The organism is Arthrobacter sp. P1_B3 (genome assembly GCF_056406615.1).
Genome location: NZ_JBFTZV010000005.1, coordinates 179,543 through 198,857, shown reverse-complemented (window position 1 = coordinate 198,857; position 19,315 = coordinate 179,543). Strand labels below are relative to the sequence as shown.

The following is a 19,315-nucleotide window of genomic DNA, read 5'->3' as shown; positions in this document are numbered from 1 at the left end:
TACCCGGGGACTAGGATGGCACTGTGGCCGGCCTGATCAAACGCGAAGACATCGATGAAGTACGCCAGCGCACTGACATCAAGGAAGTAGTCGATGGCTACGTGACGCTCAAGGGAGCCGGGCTGGGGTCCTACAAGGGCCTGTGCCCCTTCCACGACGAACGCTCACCCTCCTTCACGGTCCGCCCCCAGGTTGGCCGGTACCACTGCTTTGGCTGCGGCGAGGACGGCGACGTCATCTCCTTCGTCCAAAAGCTGGACCACACCACTTTCCACGAGGCCGTCGAAAAGCTGGCCCACCGGATCGGCTTCGAACTCCACTACGAGGACGGCGGCTCCGGTCCCAACCGGGAGGATATCGGCCGGCGCCAGCGTCTGCTGGACGCGCACAAAGTGGCCGACGAATTCTTCCGTGCCCAGCTGATCACCCCGGGCGCGGCCGAGGGCCGCAACTTCCTCTACGGACGGGGTTTTGACCGTGCGGCGGCGGAACAGTTCGGTGTGGGCTACGCGCCGCAGGGCTGGGACTCGCTGCTCAAGCACCTCCGCGGCCGCGGCTACACGGATGCCGAGCTCAAGCTCACCGGGATGTTTTCCGAAGGCGGCCGGGGGATCTACGACCGTTTCCGCGGCCGGCTGATCTGGCCCATCCGGGACATCGCCGGCGACACTATCGGCTTCGGTGCCCGCAAGCTCTATGAGGACGACCAGGGCCCGAAGTACCTGAACACCCCCGAAACCGCGCTCTACAAGAAGTCCCAGGTCCTCTACGGCATCGACCTCGCCAAGCGCAGCATCGCCAAGGACCGCCAGCTCGTGGTGGTGGAAGGCTACACCGACGTCATGGCCTGCCACTTGGCCGGCATTCCGACGGCGGTGGCCACGTGCGGCACCGCCTTCGGCACCGAGCACATCAAGATCGCCCGCCGGCTGCTCTCCGACGACGGCAGCGGGGGAGAAGTCATCTTCACCTTCGACGGCGACGCCGCCGGCCAGAAGGCGGCACTGCGCGCCTTCGAGGAGGACCAGCGGTTTGTCGCGCAAACGTTCGTGGCGGTGGAACCCAGCGGCGCAGACCCCTGCGAACTCCGCCAGTCCAAGGGCGACTCCGCCGTCCGGGACTTGATCGGGAGCCGCCGGCCGCTGTTCGAGTTCGCCATCCGTGCCACCCTGAAGCGGCACAATCTGGACACCGTCGAGGGCCGGATCGCTGCCCTGCGTGAATCCGCGCCTGTGGTGGCGCAGATCCGCGACGCCGGCATCCGGCCGGCCTACGCCCGGGAGCTCGCCGGCTGGCTGGGGATGCCGGTCGAGGAGGTCAGCAGGGCCGTCGGTGCCGCGACCAAGCGTGCCGCACAGGCTGCCTCGGCCCCGCCGGGCGGCGGCCAGGGCGGCGGGCAGGGACATCCCGGGTCCGGCCGCGGCTTTGCCGGGACTGGGCCGGGCGTTGCTCCCTTGCCGCCGTCGGCGGTGCTCCCGTCCTTCAACCGTCCTGATCCCCGGGACCCCGTGGCAGCGATGGAACGCCAGGCACTCGAGGTCGCGCTGCAGGAACCCGGCATGCTCGAGGGTGAGACGTGGCAGCGCTTCTCGGAAGCGCGGTTCTCCACGCCCGCCTATCTGGCCATCCACGAGGCCATCCGGGCCACCGGACTCGGGTTTGCCGGGGACCCGGTGCGCTGGGTGGAGCAGCTGCTGCAGGAGGTCCCTGAGCCGTTGCGCCCGCTCGTGTCCGAACTCGCGGTGGTGCCCTTGCCGGCCAACACGCCCGAAGGTGTCCTGCGCTACTGCAAGGACATCCTTGCCCGCTTGTTCGAACTCCAGATCACCCGGGTCAAGGCCGAGAAGATGGGCCAGCTGCAGCGTCTGGACGCCTCGGCCGATCCCGAGGATTTCCAGCGCCTGAACCGCGAACTCATGCAACTGGAGATGCAGCGGCGGTCCCTGCGCTCGGACGCCTGAGCCGCCGATTTCGTTTCCCGGGCTGGTGTTTGCTAGGCTTATACCCGCTTCATTCCTCCTTAGCTCAATTGGCAGAGCATTCGACTGTTAATCGAAGGGTTGCTGGTTCAAGTCCAGCAGGAGGAGCGCGCAGTCCCCGTTCCGGGTTCCGGAACGGGGACTTTTTTATACCCGGAGGGGGTATTTAGCGGCTGGCAGGCCCTGGTCCCTTGGCCGATTTCCCTACCGGCAAAACGTTTGCTAATGTCGTACCTGCTTCATTCCTCCTTAGCTCAATTGGCAGAGCATTCGACTGTTAATCGAAGGGTTGCTGGTTCAAGTCCAGCAGGAGGAGCGGACAGGTCCCGCGGCCGGTGAAAACCAGCCGCGGGACCTTTTTTGTTGCCCCGTGGTTATGGTTCCGTTCCGTGGCCCGGGCGCTTCAGGTGCCGGACTCAGACGAAGTACATTTCCACCTGGAGGAAGCGCTGGGCCTCGGCCACCGCGGCCTGGAAGGCTTCCAGCTCCGTAGGGGACTTCCGCGGCTCGCGCGGGTGCCACTCATGCGGCGCCGAGTGCACCTGGGTGAATCCGCCGCCCGGGGGCGCATAGAAGATGCCGAACCGTTGCACCGGCCACTCCGGGGAAGATTCCGGTGCCACGAGGAGGGCGGAGTCGTATGCCGGGTTGTACCACTGGGCAATCGGACGGCGGCGGTCTTCGGTGAACAGGCCGGAGGCGTACAGGGCCGCCGACTGGGGACTGGTCTGACTGCACAGACGATCCCACCACAGGGGCAGGATTCCGGCGTCGCACCGCTGCCAAGTGGCCGGAAGGGGCGGGGGGTCCTGCCTGTCGGGCATGAAATAACTTTATCGCCCGCCGCGGACGCCGAACAGGGTGCGAGCGGGCCAGGGCCAGGGAGTGAGGGGTCGAGGAGTCCGCGGTGCCCGGGGGACATGCTCACTGCTGCTCTTGGCGCGTGGACATAGTGCCAATATGCCCAGCCCCGGGCGCCAAGAATGGGCACGTCCCGCCGGGGCCGCCGCGAAAAATGGGCATGCCCCGCCCGGGACGCCGCGAAGAATGGGCATGCCCCGCCCTGGTCCGATCAGTGAGGTGCCCGGAGGGACATGCTCAGTCCTGGTGAGGTGCCCATGGGGACATGCTCAGTGCTGGTCCTGGCGCGTGGACATAGTGCCAATATGCCCATTCCCGGGCGTCAAGAATGGGCATGTCCCGCCGGGGATGCCGCGAAGAATGGGCATGTCCCGCCGGGGTGCCGCGAAGAACGGGCACGTCCCGCCGGAGAGCGCGGCGGCCCGGCCCTACTGGATCGGGGGCACTGTGCTGGGCCGAACAACCAGCCACAGCGCAGCGGCCGCCAGCAGGATGCAGGCTGCCTGGACGGCACCCATGGGGGTTGCGGAGTCGACGCCGAGCCAGCCGACCACCGGGGAGACCAGGCCCGCCATCATGAAGGTCGCCGCGCCAAGAAGCGAAGCCGCGGTTCCGGCCTGGGCGCCGTGTTTGGCCAGGGCCAGCACCTGCACGGTGGGGAAGGTGAAACCGGCGCCGAGGATGTAGAACCACAGCGGCACCAGGATGCCCCACAGCCCGAATCCCAGCTGGTCGAAGACGACAATCAGGACGGCCATGATGAACATCCAGGCCGTGGAACAGGCCAGGATCCATTGCGGCGGAACGCGCCTGATGAGCCGTGCACTGGTCTGCACGCCTGCCACGATGCCGAGTGAGTTGATGCCGAAGAGCAGGCCGTACTGCTGGGGAGTGAAACCGTAGACATTCTGGAACAGGAACGGCGAGGCGGAGAGATAGGCGAAGAGGCCCGCGAAGTTCATGCCGCCCACCAGCAGCAGGCCCACGAAGATACGGTCGGAGAACAGCACTTTGTAGCGCTGGCGCGCGGTCATCCCGGATTTGCCGCGCAGCTCCGGGGGCAGGGTCTCCCGGATCACGAACAGGGCCGCGATGATGACACAGGTCCCGTAGGCGGCCAGGAACAGGAAGATGCCGGGCCAGGGCATCAGCAACAGCAGCTGGGAGCCGATGACCGGGGCGAGGATCGGGGCCAGCCCGTTGACCAGTGCCATCCTCGAGAACATCCGCACCATCGCGTAGCCGCTGAACAGGTCACGGACCATGGCCATGGCCACCACACCGCCGCCGGCGGCCCCGATGCCCATGAGGACACGGAAGAAACCCAGCGTGGCGATATCCGTGGACTGGGCCGCGCCCAGGGAGGCAGTGATGTGGACTGCCGTCGCCAGGATCAGGGGCAGCCTCCGGCCGAACTTGTCGCTCAGCGGGCCCACCACCAGCTGTCCCAGCGCGAAACCTATGGTCGTCCCCGTGAGCGTCAGCTGCACCGCGGCCTCGGAAACGCCAAGGCTGTCTTCCAGGGCCGGGAACGCGGGCAGGTAGAGATCCACTGTGAACGGCCCAAGTGCCGTCAGGGCGCCGAGCGTCAGGATATAGAGGAATTTGCGACGCCGGCTCAGGGAATCACCGGGATTGGGGGGTGTGCTCACAGAGGTCCATCCTAGGGCCCGCAAGGGCGGCAGGCCGGTGGTTGCGCGGGCGCGCCACACCTTGCCCGAAAGGGCCTCCCAAGAGCCGAAATGATAGTTTTGACACCGGGGTCTGTGCGAAGCTGTCCAGACCCGGCAAGCCCGCGCGAGCGGATCGACGGATGGCACCAGTTAGGCGGGACCGATGAGCGGACGTCACAGCGGCGGGACAGGCAGCGGGTTGCGCATTTCGGCGCTGCCGAAAACCTTGAAGATGATCTTCAGGCTGGCCCCCCGCCAGCTCAATGACGAGATAGCTCTGGCCAAGGCCGAAATCAAGCGCAAGGGGATCCAGCTCGGTGTTGCCGGCGCCTTCTTCGGCGTTGCCCTGGTCTTCGTTGCGCTCCTGGTGATCGGTCTGATGGTCGCCGCGATCATGGGTCTGGCCACGATCATGCCGGCGTGGCTCGCAGCCTTGTTGGTTTCCGCCGTCTGCCTGATCATCGCCACGATCGGGGCGCTCATCGGGCTGAACAAGTTCAAGGCGGTCATGCCGCTGGTCCCCGAGGAAACGATCCGGGGACTCAAGTACGATCTCGGCATCGCCAAGGAAGGCTCCGCCTTCGACGCAGCGATCCTGGATCCGAACTCCGAACAGTACAAAGCCGCCAAGGCCGCCAAGGAAGCCGCCGCCGCTAAGGAAAAGGCGGAAAAGGAAGCCAGGGCGGCCGCAAAGCCCGACTTCGGGCCCGCCCCCACAGAGGCCGAACTCCGACGCCGTCTGGACCAGCGGCGCACGCATCTCACCAGCGTGCGGGACGACCTCGGCCGGGAACTCGATGTCAGGACCCAGGCGCAGACGCTGCTGGCCGCCACCCAGGCCAGGTTGCAGGTCGGCAAAGGGCAGCTCAGCGACAAGATCGCAGGCTTCCGCTCCGCAGCCCGCTCCTCGGCGGGGACGCCCACATCCGCTGACGGGCAAAACCTGACCGGCCAGATCAAGGACCGCTGGAAGCCCCTTGCCGTGCTGGCCGCGGCGGCCGCTGCCCTGGCTATTCTGCTGCGCAAGCTGATCAAGGGCTAGGCAGACCCCTGTACCGAAACGCCAAACTGTTGCCGTCCACGGAAGGGGGGAATCGATGAAGTTCATCGGCGCTGGCGCCCGCCCCGGGCAGCCCCTTGTGCACCGCGACGCAATCTTCACGGTTCCAAATGTCCTGACCGTGGTGCGCTTCCTTGGTGTTCCCCTCTTCATCTGGCTCGTCCTCTCGGAACACGAGTACGGCTACGGCGCCCTCGTGCTCGCCATCATGGCCAGCACTGACTGGGTGGACGGCTACATCGCCCGCCGCTTCAACCAGATGTCCAACCTCGGGCGGGTCATGGACCCGATTGCCGACAGGCTCTCGCTGATCGCCGTGGCCGTGACCCTCGTGATCGCCGGTGTCGTCCAGTGGTGGTATCTGGTCGCACTGCTGGTCCCGGACGCGGTCCTGCTGGCCCTGTCGCTGTTCTATTTCCACGGGCACCCGGATCTGCCGGTGAGCCGCATCGGAAAGATCCGGACGGGTCTGCTTCTGGTGGGCACACCGCTGCTGGTGCTGTCCAAACTTCCGGTGCCTGCCGCGAACGTCTACGCCGTGGTCGCGTGGATCTTCCTGGGACTGGGACTCGTGGGGCACTGGATCGCGGCCTACAACTACGTCTGGGCCATCATCGGCAAGGGCAGGCAGCTTCGGGCGCACGACGGCGGCTCCCACTGATGGTCTGGCTTGCGGTCTTGCTTGCGGTCCTCGGCGCCTTTTGCCTGGCGTTTGGGGCACAGCGCCAGGGCAGTGCGGTCAAGGCCGATACCGGCGGACTGGCGCTGAGCACCCACGGCCTGCTGCGGCTCGTGCGCAACCCGCGCTGGGTATTCGGGTTCCTGCTGCTGTGCGTCGGGATGGGGATGAACGCGATCGCCCTCGTCATGGCGCCCTTGACGGTGGTGCAGCCGATCGGCGCGATCGCCCTGGTCATCACTACCGTGGTCAACACCAAGGACCAGGGCCTGAGCATGAACCGGGCCACCATCGTGGCCATCTCGCTCTGCGTGACCGGCTCAGCGCTGTTCGTGCTGCTGGCCGTCACCGCCACGCAGGAGAATCACAACGTCAGCAGCGAGGACGAGCTGACCATCGTGCTGCTCCTGGCCGTGGCGGTCGCGGCGTTTGGCACGCTCGCCGTCCTGTTCAGGCACCGCATGAGCGCCTTCGTCTACATCCTGGGCGCCGGGGTCCTGTTCGGCTTCGTGGCGGTCCTGACCCGCATCATCGGCAGGCACCTGCTCGATCCCAACGGACAGTTCCTGCTGAACGTGCCGTGGTACAGCGTTGTGGCGATTATTGCTGCCGGCGCTCTGGGATCGTGGTTTGTCCAAAGCGCGTACTCGAGCGGACCGCCGGATCTCGTGATCGCAGGATTGACCGTGATCGACCCCATTGTGGGCATCGCGATCGGCATCGTCATTCTTGGAGAACTGCGTCCAGATGTCCAAGCCGTGACGGCTATTGCCATGGGGACGGCCGCATTGCTTGCTATCGTGGGAGTCATAGCCCTCTCCAGGCACCACCCGGAAGTCACCAAGCGCAAGAAGGACGCGCGGAAGGCAGCGGGCAGGTCCTAGGGCGTCAGTCCAGATTCCGGCTGCGGGCCCCGGCGCGCCTGTGCCGACCGCCAACCGGCCGCCATTGATCCAGCTGTCCGCACAGCGACCACCAGGAGCCCTTCACGTGACCAAGTCCGACAACCAGCCCCCGCTGACCATCCTGATTGCCGCTGACACGTACCCGCCCCACGTCAACGGCGCCGCCCAGTTCGGCTACCGCCTCGCCAAGGGCATGACGGCCCGCGGACACAAAGTGCATGTCCTGGCCTGCCGCCCGGGCAAGGGCGCCAGCTACAGCGAGTTCAGCGATGAGGCCACCGTGCACCGCCTCCGCTCCCATTCCGTGCCCACGCACGAGTACTTCCGGGTCACCTTCCCGTGGGAGATCAAGAAGGAAATCGGACTGTTGTTCGACCGCATCCAGCCGGACGTGGTGCACATCCAGAGCCACTACATGATCGGCGAGCACGTCCTGTACGAGGCCGTGAACCGCGGCATCCGGGTGGTGGCGACGAACCACTTCATGCCGGAAAACCTGAACCCCTTCCTGCCGTTCCCGCAATGGTTCAAAGACATCATTGGCCGGATTTCCTGGCGGGACATGGGCAAGGTCATGGGCCAAGCCGACGTTGTGACCACACCCACGCCGCTCGCCGCAACAGCCATGCACCAGCATGCCTTCCTCCGTAAGGTCCTGCCCCTCTCCAACGGCATCGACGCTGCCGCCTACGAACTGGGTCCCGACGAAACCGTGGAACGCCACGCCAGCCCGACCGTACTCTTCGCCGGCCGGCTGGCGGAGGAGAAGCACGTGGACGTGCTGATTGACGCCGTCGCCAAGACGCCAAAGGACCTGGACATCCACCTGGAAATCGTCGGCGGCGGAGAAGTCCGCCCGGCCCTCGAAGCCCAGGTCGCACGGCTCGGGCTGACGGACAGGGTCAGGTTCCTGGGCATGGCCAGTGACGCCGACCTTCGCAGGGCCTACATCACGGCCGACGTGTTCTGCATGCCCGGCACGGCGGAACTTCAGTCCCTGGTGACCCTGGAGGCGATGTCGGCGTCGACTCCGGTGCTGCTGGCCAACGCCATGGCGCTGCCGCACCTGGTGCGCGACGGGGAGAACGGCTACCTCTTCACGCCCAATGACAGCGATGACCTCGCCGCCAAGCTGGCGCGTGTCTTCTCGCTGCCCGCTCACGAGCTCGCGGCGATGGGCAAGACCAGCCGTGAAATGGTGGAGAACCACGGCATCGCGCGCACGCTGCAGACGTTTGAGGACATCTATCGGGGCGCCAGCTACGACGACCTCGTCGTCTAGGCAGGCTCCGGGTCGGCCGGCCGGCTGGATGCGGGCCGTGCCGACCGGTGGCCGCGTGCACGTGTGATGCGTCTAGTATTGCTAGAGTATTTTTGCCCGGACTCAATCCGGCCCCCGCGGGCCAGGTCCGGCTCCGGGCACAGGGGGCTATAGCTCAGCTGGTTAGAGCGCGGGACTCATAATCCTAAGGTCCTCGGTTCAAGTCCGAGTAGCCCTACTGAAATAGAGAGGCCAGGTTCCTTGCAAACAAAGGGAACCGGGCCTCTCTTGCTGTCTCCGGCGGGTGAATGGTTGACAGAATGGGCCGTCGATGCGTTCCCTGCTTTTCTTGGCTGTTCCCCAGCTATTGGATAGTTTTTGGATAGTCGGCAGGGTCGGACGAGGCCCTGTTTTCCGCGTGATGTAGCTGGATTCAGTCCGATAGTGGCGCCCGGAGCGGCGGAAGCAGCCAAAACGGTGCAGGGATTGAAGCGCTGTGGACTTCGGCCGCTACTTCTGGGAAGTTCGGATGACGAAAGATGAAGCACGCCAGCCATGCCATTCCCTTTACGGGATGGGCGCGAGCCTTTGGAGATCGATCGATGAAGCGCGAGGAGATGCAGGCGAAGGTCCAGCGGCTTGTGGACGCCATGCCGGAGCCGTCGCAGGAACCAGCCAGAGGAGTAGCTGCAATCCTGAACTCTTCGCAGGTGCCGCAAGCCCTGCCACCTGAGCCGCCCGCGACACCTGCAAAGGCGGGACCGGAGGTTCCGGCCATGCTTAGCCGTGAAGAGGTTGCCAGGCGCCTCGGCGTCAGCACTCGCTGGCTGATTCGCAACGCCGCAAGCGGCGCCGACTACTACAAGCTTCCGGGCGGCACGATCCGCTACAGCGAGACAGACATTGCCAACTGGCTTCGCCAGCGGCGAGTGACGGACTAGCCGAGAATCGGGCTCACACGCCACTGATTAACCTCAGCGACGACAAAAGCCCCAGCCGTTGATGGCTGAGGCTTTTCTGTGTCCGACGCCGTTAGAACGGCTTACAGCGCGTTCATGCGGCGGTACAGCGTTGCGCGACTCATGCCGAGATCACGCGCCGCGTCGGTTGCTGGCTTGCCCGCGTCTATCAGGTGCTTGGCATTCTTGATCTGGCTCTCGCTATATGTGTTCTTACGCCCGCCAATGCGGCCGGCGTCGCGCGCTTTGCGCATTCCATCCGCTGACCGTTCCCGAATGAGGGACCGTTCCATCTCCGCCAGTCCGCTCATCATCGTCAGAACCATGCGACCCGCTGAACTGCGGGTATCAATGTCGAGTCCAAGAATCTTGACGTGCACGCCGCGCCTCGTTAGCCCGTCGATCAGGGCAAGCAGGTTTACGGTGGAGCGGCCCAGTCGGTCAAGGGTGGTGATGACCAGCGTGTCGCCCTCATGTAGCGCCTTGAGCGCCGCCGTAAGGCCGGGGCGCTCGGCCTTGGCTCCGCTGATGCCATGATCCATATACAGATCGTCAGCGCGGACGCCAGCCGCCTTGAGGTCAATCTCCTGGCGCTCGGTGTTCTGGTCCTTGGTGCTGACTCGTGCGTATCCAATGAGCTTGTTCATGGTGTCCCCTATGCCCAAGAGACACCATCGGTATCTCACTAGGTGCTTTCCTAACAACATGGTGACACATGTTAGTGAGACACACAAGCGAGACACACAAGCGAGACACTAGGCGCCTTGCCGGCAACGGCCTTCGTCCTGCCCATAGTGGGCGTTCACACGGGCATGCCCGGACACTTCCGCCCGCCCGGCTGGTGGAACCGTCCCGCAACGCGGCCCGATGGACAGCCGGCCGCCCGAAGGAACATGTGCCCGGACGGGCGAATCAGGACTGCCGGCGCCCGGGGTTGCCGGTGAATCCATCGCCTCGGGGCGGGTGGGTCAAGAAAACTGCAGGGTCCTTGGATAAGACTGTTCATGATGGCCGGTCCGGGGCTGTGTTGGTGCACCTGACGGGGCTGGCTGCCGGTGAGGGAGGCGTCTAGGGCGGGTGGGTCTGCGGCTTTGCAGGTCCGGGTGCTGGGCCTCCCGCTAACGGAATGGGGATCCGTGAAAAGACGCATGTTAAAGGTTCGGGGCCTGCTGGTCGGTCTGGCGGTTTCTGCGATGATGCTGGCAGGCGTGGTGCCGGTGCAGGCGGCGGAGGCGGTCACCGTACTGCATGTGTTCCTGGCGGCGGGGCAGTCGAACATGTCCGGGCGGGGTCTGCCAGGCGGCACCACCGATGATCCGGTGGATCCGCGGATCTTCCAGTACGGCGCCAAGGACCGCAGGTTCCGGACGGCCACGGTGCCCCTAGACATGCACGACACTGCGAGCGGGATTTCGCCTGCCACGACGTTTGCCCGTGAGTATTTGAAAGCCCAGCCCGCCAACGTTGGGGTTCTCATCATCCCGGCGGCGCACGGCGGCACCGGGTTCACGAGCGACTCGTCCTCACTCACGTGGTCTGTCGGCGCGGCTACATCGTCCGCGCGTGACCTCCCGGAGTTGGCGGTGAGGCAGACGCAAGAGGGCATCGCGGCGGCGAGGGCGACCGGCCGCACGGTGGATCTCAAAGGCGTTCTCTGGCACCAGGGCGAGAATAACTCGTCGATGACGACCTCCGCGTACAGCGCGAAGTTGGATAAACTCATTGCGTTCTTCCGGTCCCGGTTGGCCGCGTCGAAGCTCCCCTTTGTGGTGGGGCAGATGACGCCGGAGGGCATCGAAGCCACGCCGGGCAGGGTCAACATCGACAGGAGCCACCGGGAAACGCCGGCGCGCGTCTCCTCCACGGGTTTTGCACCCTCCAAATCCGGAGCCGTGAATGAGGGCGACCTGATCCACTTCAACCGGGCCGGCGTCCAATACCTGGGGAAAACGTACCTTTCCGGCTACTGGCACGCAGCCAAGATCACTTACGGTCCGGTTCCGACAATCCGCGGGATCCGGAAGGTCGGGTCCACGCTGTCCGCGGTGCCAGGGACCTGGGGACCGGCGCCGGTGAACTTGGCCTACCGGTGGTACCGATCGGGCAACGAGATCAGAGATACCTACGGAACCAGCTACAAGCTGCGCTCCGGCGATGCGGGCCGGTCCATCACCGTGAAGGTCACCGGTTCCAAGACCGGCTACACGACGGCCTCCAGGACGTCCGCAGGGACCTCAGCGATCGCCAAGGGCACGCTCACCGCACCCACGCCCACGATCACTGGCACCGCGGCGGCCGGGTCCACCCTCACCGCTGTCCCCGGGGCGTGGGGCCCGCCGCCGGTGACACTGACCTACAAGTGGTACCGCTCGAACATTCTGATCAGCGATGCCAGCTCCGCCACGTACAAGGTCCGCTCCGGTGACCGGGGACGGACCATCACGGTAAAGGTCACCGGTTCCAAGAGCGGCTACAACACCGCCTCCGAAACCTCCACCGGCACCAAAGTCGCCGGGTAGCACCCGGTGGAACGGGGCGGAGCCATTCACCTCCCGCGGCCTGCTCCAGCCGGCCTGTCACGGGCCGTGCCGGTCCTGATGGCTGACCCCGCTGCAACACACCATCTGTTCAACGAACCGGGGAAACTTCCTTGAAAGTCTCACTGCTCACCGCTGCAGCACTGATCAGTATATTCGGGACGAGCGACGACTTGACGCCTCAATCCGTGCGTTTGACTTGCGCTTTCGAGCCAACTGTGTTTGGCAGGTTCCTCCATGTCCCCCCAGTAGCGGATGGAAGCCTCAGTGAAGGCGCCCGCGCTCTCCTCGGGGATCGAGCGCGGGGGCTTTTCTGAATCCTGTGATGGTTGCGTCTCGGCGCAGGCCGCTCAGACCGGCTCCATCTTCAAGGGACGATGGAGCCGGTCTCTGGGGTGCTAATCGTCACTCCTAGGGAGAAATGACGCCGTGGCGTGCCCCTAACCGGACTGCTGTGCCACAGTATAAAAGTAGGCGCCTGACCTGCATGTTTCCGTGGCCGGCTCCTGGCAGATAATCGCACCAGCCATTACACAGGCGCGGCGGGTTACGGACAGTCACGCCCGCACCACCCCTTCCGCAGCGCTCTATTCCTCGACTGGCCCGGGCCGGCCAAATGCCCGGGGGTGGCGGCCCTACCATCGGATTCCATCAAAGTGCATGCGGGAAATCCTAGAACCAGGCCACCGCTGTCCGGCCGCTAACGCGACGACCGAGCCGGTTGCATGGCGCTAAGACGCTGAGGACTGGGTCCACTACTACAATCACCATCGACCGCACAGCGGCATCAAAGGCCACTCACCCATCCAGCGCGTTCACAACGTCCGTGGGAATTACACCTAGTGCGCTTCTCTGCCGGTAGTAGTGGTGCTCCGGCTATGGCGCTCAGGTAGGAGTCCTTTTGGAAGTAGGGGAGTGCATGCCGGGCTGCCGCCTCCCGCACTTGCCGCAGTGAGTAGGCAGCGGCGTCCTCAGTAGCGACGCTCCACACTAGGCGCGCACGCCCCACTTGGCATCCGCCCGCAAGTCAGCGGCCCGCTTGCCGGCGGCGCGGCGCGAATTCCTGGCTTCGACGGCGGCGCGTGTTTCGTAGTTGCTGACGGTGCGTTCCGCGGGCAGCTTGGGCACTGGCAGCTCCAGCGGTAATCCGGCCTGGGGTCCCGTCCTGATGCGTTCTCCGACAAATCCCAACCGGGCCAGCGTCGTCAGGTGAACGCCCGCCGCATGATTCGGCAGGCGCAGTTCGTTGCGAAGCTGTTGCCACGTGCGGTGCACAGTGGTGGTGCCGTCCAGATTGGCGGCCAGCCACTCGGCTACGCGCAAATCCCCGGCAGTAAGTCCGGGGTGGCGCTCATGGCAGCCAGCCAGCGGCGCTTGAAGAGGTTCAGTCTGCATATCCGCGTAGGCTCAAACGTGAAAGTTGTGCAGCGGATAGCTGGCCATGCCACAGCCCTTCTCACGCTGGATACCTACGCGGGGTTGTTCGATGAAGACCTTCACGAGAGCGCCGCACGGCTTGATGTCAAGCTCAATTTCTAACGTGGTGGATAGTCGGAGGATAGTCATCCCCTGAAGTTCCCTCTAGTGGCGCGGAATTATCCAAGGTCTCATAATCCTAAGGTCCTCGGTTCAAGTCCGAGTAGCCCTACATTTTTGCGAATCCTCCTCACCCGGGGTCCGCACCACGGGAGCCGTGGCTGACGTTCGACGTCGGCCGCGGCTCTTTTTGTCGGGCCGTCGCTTGCAGGAGGCACCAGACTGAGATATGTTACTCGTGAGTAACATATCTCAGGCGCGAAACCCGCGTCCTTTTGGTCGCCGCTGATCACGAGTGAAGGAACACCATGCCCAAGGCTGCAATCGACATTCATAACCTGCCCTACGCTGACGGCGACTTCTTCGCGTTCGAGCAGTTGCTCAGCGCCAAGGAGCAGGACCGGCTGGCCGAGGTCCGCGAGTTCCTCACCCGTGAAGTCAGGCCGATCGCCGTCGATTGCTGGAATCGCGCTGAGTTCCCCATGGAGCTGATCCCGAAGCTTGCCGAAATTGACCTGGTCAGCCCAGTCAGGAGGCAGGGCTACTCGAACCTCTTCGCCGGAATCCTGCACGCCGAAGCCACCCGCGCGGACACGTCGATCGCGACGTTCATGGGCGTCCATGACGGGCTCTTCACCGGCTCCATCGAAGCCCTTGCCTCCAAGGAGCAGCAGGACGCGTGGCTTCCCGATATCTACTCGCTCAAGAAGATCGGAGCCTTCGGCCTCACGGAGCCCCTTGGCGGCTCCGACGTCGCCGGCGGCACGCGCACCACAGCACGGCGCGACGGCGGGAACTGGATCCTCAACGGAGCCAAGCGCTGGATCGGCAACGCCACTTTCTCCGACTGGGTGGTCATTTACGCCCGCGACGTCGATGACAACCAGGTCAAGGGTTTCCTCGTCGACACCAAGACCGAGGGGTACAGCGCCGTGAAGATCGAGAACAAGATCTCGCTGCGCACGGTCCAGAACGCCGACATCACGCTCGATAACGTGGTGGTGCCGGACTTCTTCAAGCTCGCCAACGCCAACAGCTTCCGCGACACCAACAAGGTCCTGAAGGTCACCCGCCTCGCGGTGGCCTGGCAGGCGGTGGGCCAGCAGCTCGCGGCCTTTGACGTCGCCCGGCGCTACGCCGTGGAGCGCAGCCAGTTCGGCCGCCCGATTGCCTCCTTCCAGTTGGTCCAGCACCAGCTCGTGCAGATCCTCGGTAACGCGGTCAGCTCGATGGGCATGATGGTGAGGCTTTCCCAGTTGGAGGACGCGGGGGAGGCGAAGGACGAGCAGTCCGCCCTGGCCAAGGCGTTCACGACCGCGCGCATGCGCGAGAGTGTGGCCCTGGGCCGGAGCATCCTTGGCGGCAACGGAATCGTGACGGACTTCGAGATGGCCAAGGTCTTCGCGGACGCCGAAGCCATCTATTCCTACGAGGGCACGCACGAGATCAACACCCTGGTCACCGGCCGGGCGATCACGGGAATTTCCGCGATCGTCTAATGCGCGCCCAATAGCCGCCGCGACAGCCTGGGGTCCGTGCATGGGCGGGCCGATCGTCAGGGGCCGGCATCCAGGGGCTGGAGCAGGACAGAAGGTCTCAGGTCCATCACGAACGCCAGCGGGTTGACGTAGTCTTCGCCCCGGCGGACGCCCCAATGGAGGCAGGGCGGCCCCGGGCCGCAGTGGCCGGCCTGTACCTGCCCCAGGACGTCGCCCTCTGCCACGGCGGACCCCGCCGTCAACGAACTCGCCACCGGCTCGAAACTGCTGCGCAGCCCGTTGCCGTGATCGATTGTGATGACCGGCCGGTCCACCACCGTCCCGACAAAGCTCACCGTTCCGGCGGCCGGCGAGATGAGCGGGGCACGATCATGTGCCGCCGCAATATCGACACCGCGGTGACCGCTGAGCCACGGCCTGGCCGGGGGGTCGAAGGCGCGCAGAACCGCAGGGCGCGGGCTGAGCGGCCAGCTCCAGTCAAGTGCCGGGACTGGTCCTGCCCTGGGGGTGCCCCGGCCGGTGGAAGCCGGAACCGGAGTGGAATCCGAAGCCGAAGCCGAAGCCGAAGCCGGAGTGGAAACCGAAACCTGGGAGGCCGCGGCGACGGAATCTGCGGGGATGGGGGACAGCGCCAGGAGCAATGCTGCAAGGCCGGGGGAGAACTTCATGTCCCCAGCCTGCCGGGGCAGCGTACTGGGCGGAATCTCCCACGACGGCTATGTGGAAAAGCTTCCGGCGCGGTCGCTAGGCGCCGGCGCCCCGGCCTCCGACGACGTGACGAGGCATGCCGCCGCGACGGGCGCACCCGCCACGACCGGCGCCCCGGCCTCCGACGACGTGACGAGGCATGCCGCCGCGACGGGCGCACCCGCCACGACTGGCACGCCGCCACAACGGGCGCAACCGCCCCGGTACGGATGCCGCCACGACCGGCACGCCGCCGCGACGGGCGCACCCGCCACGACTGGCACGCCGCCACAACGGGCGCAACCGCCCCGGTACGGATGCCGCCACGACCGTCACGCCGCCGCGACGGGCGCACCCGCCACGACCGGCACGCCGCCACAACGGGCGCAACCGCCCCGGTACGGATGCCGCCGCGACGCGCGCTGGCCGCGACGGTCACCGGCCACGACGCATGCCGCCCGGCTTCGCTTCAAGGCGCCGCGGAAGGTGCTCAACCACCCCCGCCACAGGCCCGGAACGCCGCCCCGTTGCACCGCGAAAACCGTCCTTCGGGGCGGGGGCGCTGTAGTACACTTGGTGGAGCAGTTTGCTGTGCCCTCACGCTTGTTAGTCGCGATAATTCGTGGTTGCCGAAGCCGGCACGCCTCATTCAGGGGTGCGGGGGAGCAGCAGCTGACTACGCGTATCCAGCCCTCCTCAAAAGAAGCCTGAAACTTCCGATGCGGAGGACTGCGCCTCCTGCGGTCCGTTCCTTTGGGCACGGATGGGAAGCGCAGTGGATGCCAGGAGCAACGCCCGCCCCGGGCGAATGCTAAACAACCGTCAACTATTGGCAGGGTAAGAGAGCCATGGGCTCTCTCATGAATGACCTGCCGGAAGGAGCGTCGGCATGCCCGTCGTAACTATGCGCCAGCTGCTTGACAGCGGCGTCCACTTTGGACACCAGACCCGCCGTTGGAACCCGAAGATGAAGCGCTTCATCTTCACGGAGCGCAACGGTATCTACATCATTGACTTGCAGCAGTCGCTGTCCTACATCGACCGTGCCTACGAGTTCGTGAAGGCCACCGTTGCACACGGCGGCACCGTTCTCTTCGTCGGCACCAAGAAGCAGGCGCAGGAATCCATCGCCGAGCAGGCCACCCGCGTTGGCCAGCCGTACGTCAACCAGCGTTGGCTCGGCGGTATGCTGACCAACTTCCAGACGGTCTCCAAGCGCATCCAGCGCATGAAGGAACTCGAAGAGATCGACTTCGACGACGTCGCCGGTTCGGCTTACACCAAGAAGGAACTGCTGCTCCTTCGCCGCGAACTCACCAAGCTGGAAACCAACCTCGGTGGTATCCGCAACCTGACGAAGGCGCCGTCCGCGCTGTGGATCGTTGACACCAAGAAGGAACACCTTGCTGTCGATGAAGCCAAGAAGCTGAACATCCCGGTTGTGGCCATCCTGGACACCAACTGCGATCCCGACGAAGTTGACTTCCCGATCCCGGGTAACGACGACGCCATCCGCTCCGTCAACCTGCTGACCCGCGTTGTCGCCGACGCCGTTGCTGAGGGCCTCATCGCCCGCAACCAGCGCGCCACCGGCACCACGGAAGCTCCGGAAGAGCCGCTGGCCGAGTGGGAGCGCGAGCTCCTCGAAGGCAACAAGGCTGAAGCTGCTGCAGCGCCCGCCGCTGAGGCTGCTCCGGCTGCTGAGGAAGCACCCGCCGCTGAAGCTGCTCCGGCTGCTGAGGAAGCACCGGCTGCTGAAGAAGCACCGGCCGCCGACGAAGCCAAGTAGTCAGACAAGTAAATCTGGATCTCCCCACATGCGCTCAGCTGCATAGGGGGTACCGACAGGATGGCCGCTCACTCGGTGAGCAGCCGTCCTGTCGGTCCGTACACCACATAAATTTCTAGACAGAGGGGTTCACATGGCGAACTACACTGCCGCTGATATCAAGGCTCTGCGCGAGCGCACCGGCGCCGGCATGATGGATGTCAAAAAGGCTCTTGACGAAGCCAACGGTGACGCCGAGAAGGCCATCGAAATCATCCGCATCAAGGGCCTGAAAGGCGCCACCAAGCGCGAAGGCCGCTCCACCGCTGAAGGCCTGGTTGCTGCCAAGGTCGCCAACGGCGTCGGCGTGATGATCGAAGTCAACTGCGAGACCGACTTTGTGGCCAAGGCCGACAAGTTCATCCAGCTGGCTGACAAGGTCCTGGCCGTGGCCGTCGAGTCCGGCGCTGCCGACCTCGAGACCCTGCTGGCCACCGACGTCGACGGCAAGCCGCTGTCCGAGGTTGTCATCGAAGAGGGCGCCGTTCTGGGCGAGAAGGTTGTTGTCCGCCGCATCTCCCGCATCGAGGGCGCAACGGTCGACGCTTACCTGCACAAGACCTCCAAGGATCTCCCGGCCCAGGTCGGCGTGCTGTTTGCTGTTGACGGCGAAGGCGAAGCAGCTGCTACCGCAGCCCACGACGTCGCCGTTCACATCGCCGCGATGTCCCCGAACTACCTCGCCCGCGAGGATGTTCCGGCCGAGCTCGTCGAGTCCGAGCGCCGCATCGCCGAGGAAACCGCCAAGGCCGAGGGCAAGCCCGAAGCCGCGATGACCAAAATCGTCGAAGGCCGCGTCACCGGCTTCTACAAGGGCGAGGTTCTCCTCGACCAGGCATTCGCCAAGGATGCCAAGAAGTCTGTCGCCCAGGTCCTCGAAGAGGCCGGCGTCAAGGGAACCGCTTTCACGCGCTTCCGCGTCGGTTCCTAGTCAGAGACTAGCCAGACACCAGTCAGGCAATAGCCAGGCACGCTAAGGGGGTGGTCACCACGGTGGCCACCCCTTTTGCATGCACGCGCGAGGCACCGGTTCCGGCCACGGCCGGAATGCCGCCTTGGGCGCCCAGCACGATAACCTAACTCAGAGTTCACCAACGGGAAGGCACCATGGAAACCGTCACCACTTCAGCCCAGCCAAAGAAGAACAGGCGCCGCGTCCTCTTGAAGCTCTCCGGCGAGGTCTTCGGCGGCGGGAAACTTGGCGTTGACCCGGATACCGTCCGCGGCGTGGCCAAACAGATCGCCGCCGCAGTCCCCGACGTCGAGGTCGCAATCGTCGTCGGCGGAGGCAACTTCTTCCGCGGCGCCGAACTGTCCCAGAGCGGCATGGACCGCTCCCGCGCCGACTACATGGGCATGCTCGGAACCGTCATGAACTGCCTGGCCCTCCAGGACTTCCTGGAGCAGGCCGGGGTGGAAACACGCGTGCAGAGCGCCATTACCATGGGCCAGGTCGCCGAGGCGTACATTCCCCGCCGCGCCATCCGCCACATGGAAAAGGGCCGGGTTGTCATCTTCGGCGCCGGCGCCGGCCTGCCATACTTCTCCACGGACACCGTCGCTGCCCAGCGCGCCATGGAGGTCCACGCCGACGTCGTCCTGATGGCCAAGAGCGGCGTCGATGGCGTCTACACCGCGGACCCGAAGAAGGACCCGACGGCGGAGAAGCTGCACCGCCTCAGCTACGACGACGCGCTCCGCCGCGACATCCGCGTGATGGACCAGACCGCGATGACCATGTGTAAGGACAACAACCTCACGATGGTGGTCTTCGGCATGGAAGGCGAGGGCAACGTCACCCGCGCCATCCGGGGTGAAGACCTGGGCACCGTCGTCACCCCGTAGCAACGG

The 19,315-nt window shown here is 65.3% G+C and carries 17 protein-coding genes, 3 tRNA genes and 1 pseudogene; 16 read left to right on the top strand and 5 right to left on the bottom strand.

Features of this window, described 5'->3' with window-relative positions; translation table 11 throughout:
- Window positions 1-23: 23 nt before the first annotated feature.
- The 3 genes from dnaG (at window position 24) to AC1D2F_RS07670 (ending at window position 2,295) form a co-directional block, all read left to right on the top strand.
- Complete coding sequence (gene dnaG, locus AC1D2F_RS07680; protein WP_476966498.1) at window positions 24-1,961, top strand: DNA primase; 1,938 nt, start codon at window positions 24-26, stop codon at window positions 1,959-1,961.
- A gap of 53 nt (window positions 1,962-2,014) precedes the next feature.
- Window positions 2,015-2,087 (top strand) — tRNA-Asn (locus AC1D2F_RS07675).
- A 135-nt stretch (window positions 2,088-2,222) separates the two neighbouring features.
- A tRNA-Asn gene (locus AC1D2F_RS07670) sits at window positions 2,223-2,295 on the top strand.
- A 100-nt stretch (window positions 2,296-2,395) separates the two neighbouring features.
- Here AC1D2F_RS07670 and AC1D2F_RS07665 read toward each other — a convergent pair.
- Together AC1D2F_RS07665 and AC1D2F_RS07660 are read right to left on the bottom strand one after the other, a co-directional pair.
- A complete protein-coding gene (locus AC1D2F_RS07665; RefSeq protein ID WP_229995753.1) occupies window positions 2,396-2,803 on the bottom strand; it encodes a hypothetical protein in 408 nt (135 codons plus the stop codon).
- Between the two features lie 465 nt (window positions 2,804-3,268).
- Window positions 3,269-4,492, bottom strand: coding sequence for a multidrug effflux MFS transporter (locus AC1D2F_RS07660; RefSeq protein WP_229995752.1), 1,224 nt, complete (start codon window positions 4,490-4,492; stop codon window positions 3,269-3,271).
- Between the two features lie 184 nt (window positions 4,493-4,676).
- Between AC1D2F_RS07660 and AC1D2F_RS07655 the strand changes: the two genes are divergently transcribed.
- The 6 genes from AC1D2F_RS07655 (at window position 4,677) to AC1D2F_RS07630 (ending at window position 9,359) form a co-directional block, all read left to right on the top strand.
- Complete coding sequence (locus tag AC1D2F_RS07655) at window positions 4,677-5,555, top strand: phage holin family protein (RefSeq protein ID WP_229995751.1); 879 nt, start codon at window positions 4,677-4,679, stop codon at window positions 5,553-5,555.
- A 55-nt stretch (window positions 5,556-5,610) separates the two neighbouring features.
- Window positions 5,611-6,234, top strand: coding sequence for a CDP-alcohol phosphatidyltransferase family protein (locus AC1D2F_RS07650; protein WP_229995750.1), 624 nt, complete (start codon window positions 5,611-5,613; stop codon window positions 6,232-6,234).
- A complete protein-coding gene (locus AC1D2F_RS07645) occupies window positions 6,234-7,136 on the top strand; it encodes a DMT family transporter (RefSeq protein WP_229995749.1) in 903 nt (300 codons plus the stop codon). Before AC1D2F_RS07650 ends, AC1D2F_RS07645 begins: the two co-directional genes overlap by 1 nt.
- Before the next feature lie 106 nt (window positions 7,137-7,242).
- The gene (locus AC1D2F_RS07640) at window positions 7,243-8,439 is read left to right on the top strand and encodes a glycosyltransferase (RefSeq protein ID WP_229995748.1); all 1,197 of its coding nucleotides are present in this window, start codon (window positions 7,243-7,245) and stop codon (window positions 8,437-8,439) included.
- A gap of 143 nt (window positions 8,440-8,582) precedes the next feature.
- Window positions 8,583-8,656, top strand: a tRNA-Ile gene (locus AC1D2F_RS07635).
- 364 nt (window positions 8,657-9,020) lie between these two features.
- Window positions 9,021-9,359 carry a helix-turn-helix domain-containing protein gene (locus AC1D2F_RS07630; protein WP_476966497.1) on the top strand — a complete coding sequence of 113 codons (339 nt, stop codon included), beginning with the start codon at window positions 9,021-9,023 and terminating at the stop codon, window positions 9,357-9,359.
- 101 nt (window positions 9,360-9,460) lie between these two features.
- Here the strand turns inward: AC1D2F_RS07630 and AC1D2F_RS07625 are convergent, their stop codons facing one another.
- Complete coding sequence (locus AC1D2F_RS07625) at window positions 9,461-10,024, bottom strand: recombinase family protein (RefSeq protein ID WP_229995746.1); 564 nt, start codon at window positions 10,022-10,024, stop codon at window positions 9,461-9,463.
- A 501-nt stretch (window positions 10,025-10,525) separates the two neighbouring features.
- Here AC1D2F_RS07625 and AC1D2F_RS07620 point away from each other — a divergent pair.
- Together AC1D2F_RS07620 and AC1D2F_RS07615 are read left to right on the top strand one after the other, a co-directional pair.
- A complete protein-coding gene (locus AC1D2F_RS07620) occupies window positions 10,526-11,896 on the top strand; it encodes a sialate O-acetylesterase (protein WP_476966496.1) in 1,371 nt (456 codons plus the stop codon).
- Between the two features lie 759 nt (window positions 11,897-12,655).
- Window positions 12,656-12,757: pseudogene (locus AC1D2F_RS07615) on the top strand (IS3 family transposase); the annotation flags it as partial.
- Window positions 12,758-12,904: 147 nt separating this feature from the next.
- Here AC1D2F_RS07615 and AC1D2F_RS07610 read toward each other — a convergent pair.
- On the bottom strand, window positions 12,905-13,042 hold the full coding sequence (locus AC1D2F_RS07610) for a hypothetical protein (RefSeq protein ID WP_229993444.1): 138 nt from the start codon (window positions 13,040-13,042) through the stop codon (window positions 12,905-12,907).
- Between the two features lie 81 nt (window positions 13,043-13,123).
- Here AC1D2F_RS07610 and AC1D2F_RS07605 point away from each other — a divergent pair, with 81 nt between their 5' ends.
- Both AC1D2F_RS07605 and AC1D2F_RS07600 read left to right on the top strand, forming a co-directional pair.
- Window positions 13,124-13,453: a site-specific integrase gene (locus AC1D2F_RS07605; protein WP_356815720.1), complete on the top strand. Its 330-nt coding sequence runs from the start codon at window positions 13,124-13,126 to the stop codon at window positions 13,451-13,453.
- Between the two features lie 305 nt (window positions 13,454-13,758).
- On the top strand, window positions 13,759-14,949 hold the full coding sequence (locus tag AC1D2F_RS07600) for an acyl-CoA dehydrogenase family protein (RefSeq protein ID WP_364747356.1): 1,191 nt from the start codon (window positions 13,759-13,761) through the stop codon (window positions 14,947-14,949).
- Window positions 14,950-15,005: 56 nt separating this feature from the next.
- Here AC1D2F_RS07600 and AC1D2F_RS07595 read toward each other — a convergent pair whose 3' ends face one another.
- On the bottom strand, window positions 15,006-15,617 hold the full coding sequence (locus AC1D2F_RS07595; RefSeq protein WP_229993442.1) for a M23 family metallopeptidase: 612 nt from the start codon (window positions 15,615-15,617) through the stop codon (window positions 15,006-15,008).
- Window positions 15,618-16,525: 908 nt separating this feature from the next.
- On the opposite strand from AC1D2F_RS07595, the gene rpsB reads away from it, so the two are divergent.
- From rpsB to pyrH, 3 genes are all read left to right on the top strand, one after another.
- A complete protein-coding gene (gene rpsB / locus AC1D2F_RS07590; protein ID WP_229993441.1) occupies window positions 16,526-17,425 on the top strand; it encodes a 30S ribosomal protein S2 in 900 nt (299 codons plus the stop codon).
- A gap of 133 nt (window positions 17,426-17,558) precedes the next feature.
- Window positions 17,559-18,395, top strand: coding sequence for a translation elongation factor Ts (gene tsf, locus AC1D2F_RS07585; protein ID WP_229993440.1), 837 nt, complete (start codon window positions 17,559-17,561; stop codon window positions 18,393-18,395).
- Between the two features lie 176 nt (window positions 18,396-18,571).
- Complete coding sequence (gene pyrH, locus AC1D2F_RS07580) at window positions 18,572-19,309, top strand: UMP kinase (protein WP_018774549.1); 738 nt, start codon at window positions 18,572-18,574, stop codon at window positions 19,307-19,309.
- Window positions 19,310-19,315: the final 6 nt, after the last annotated feature.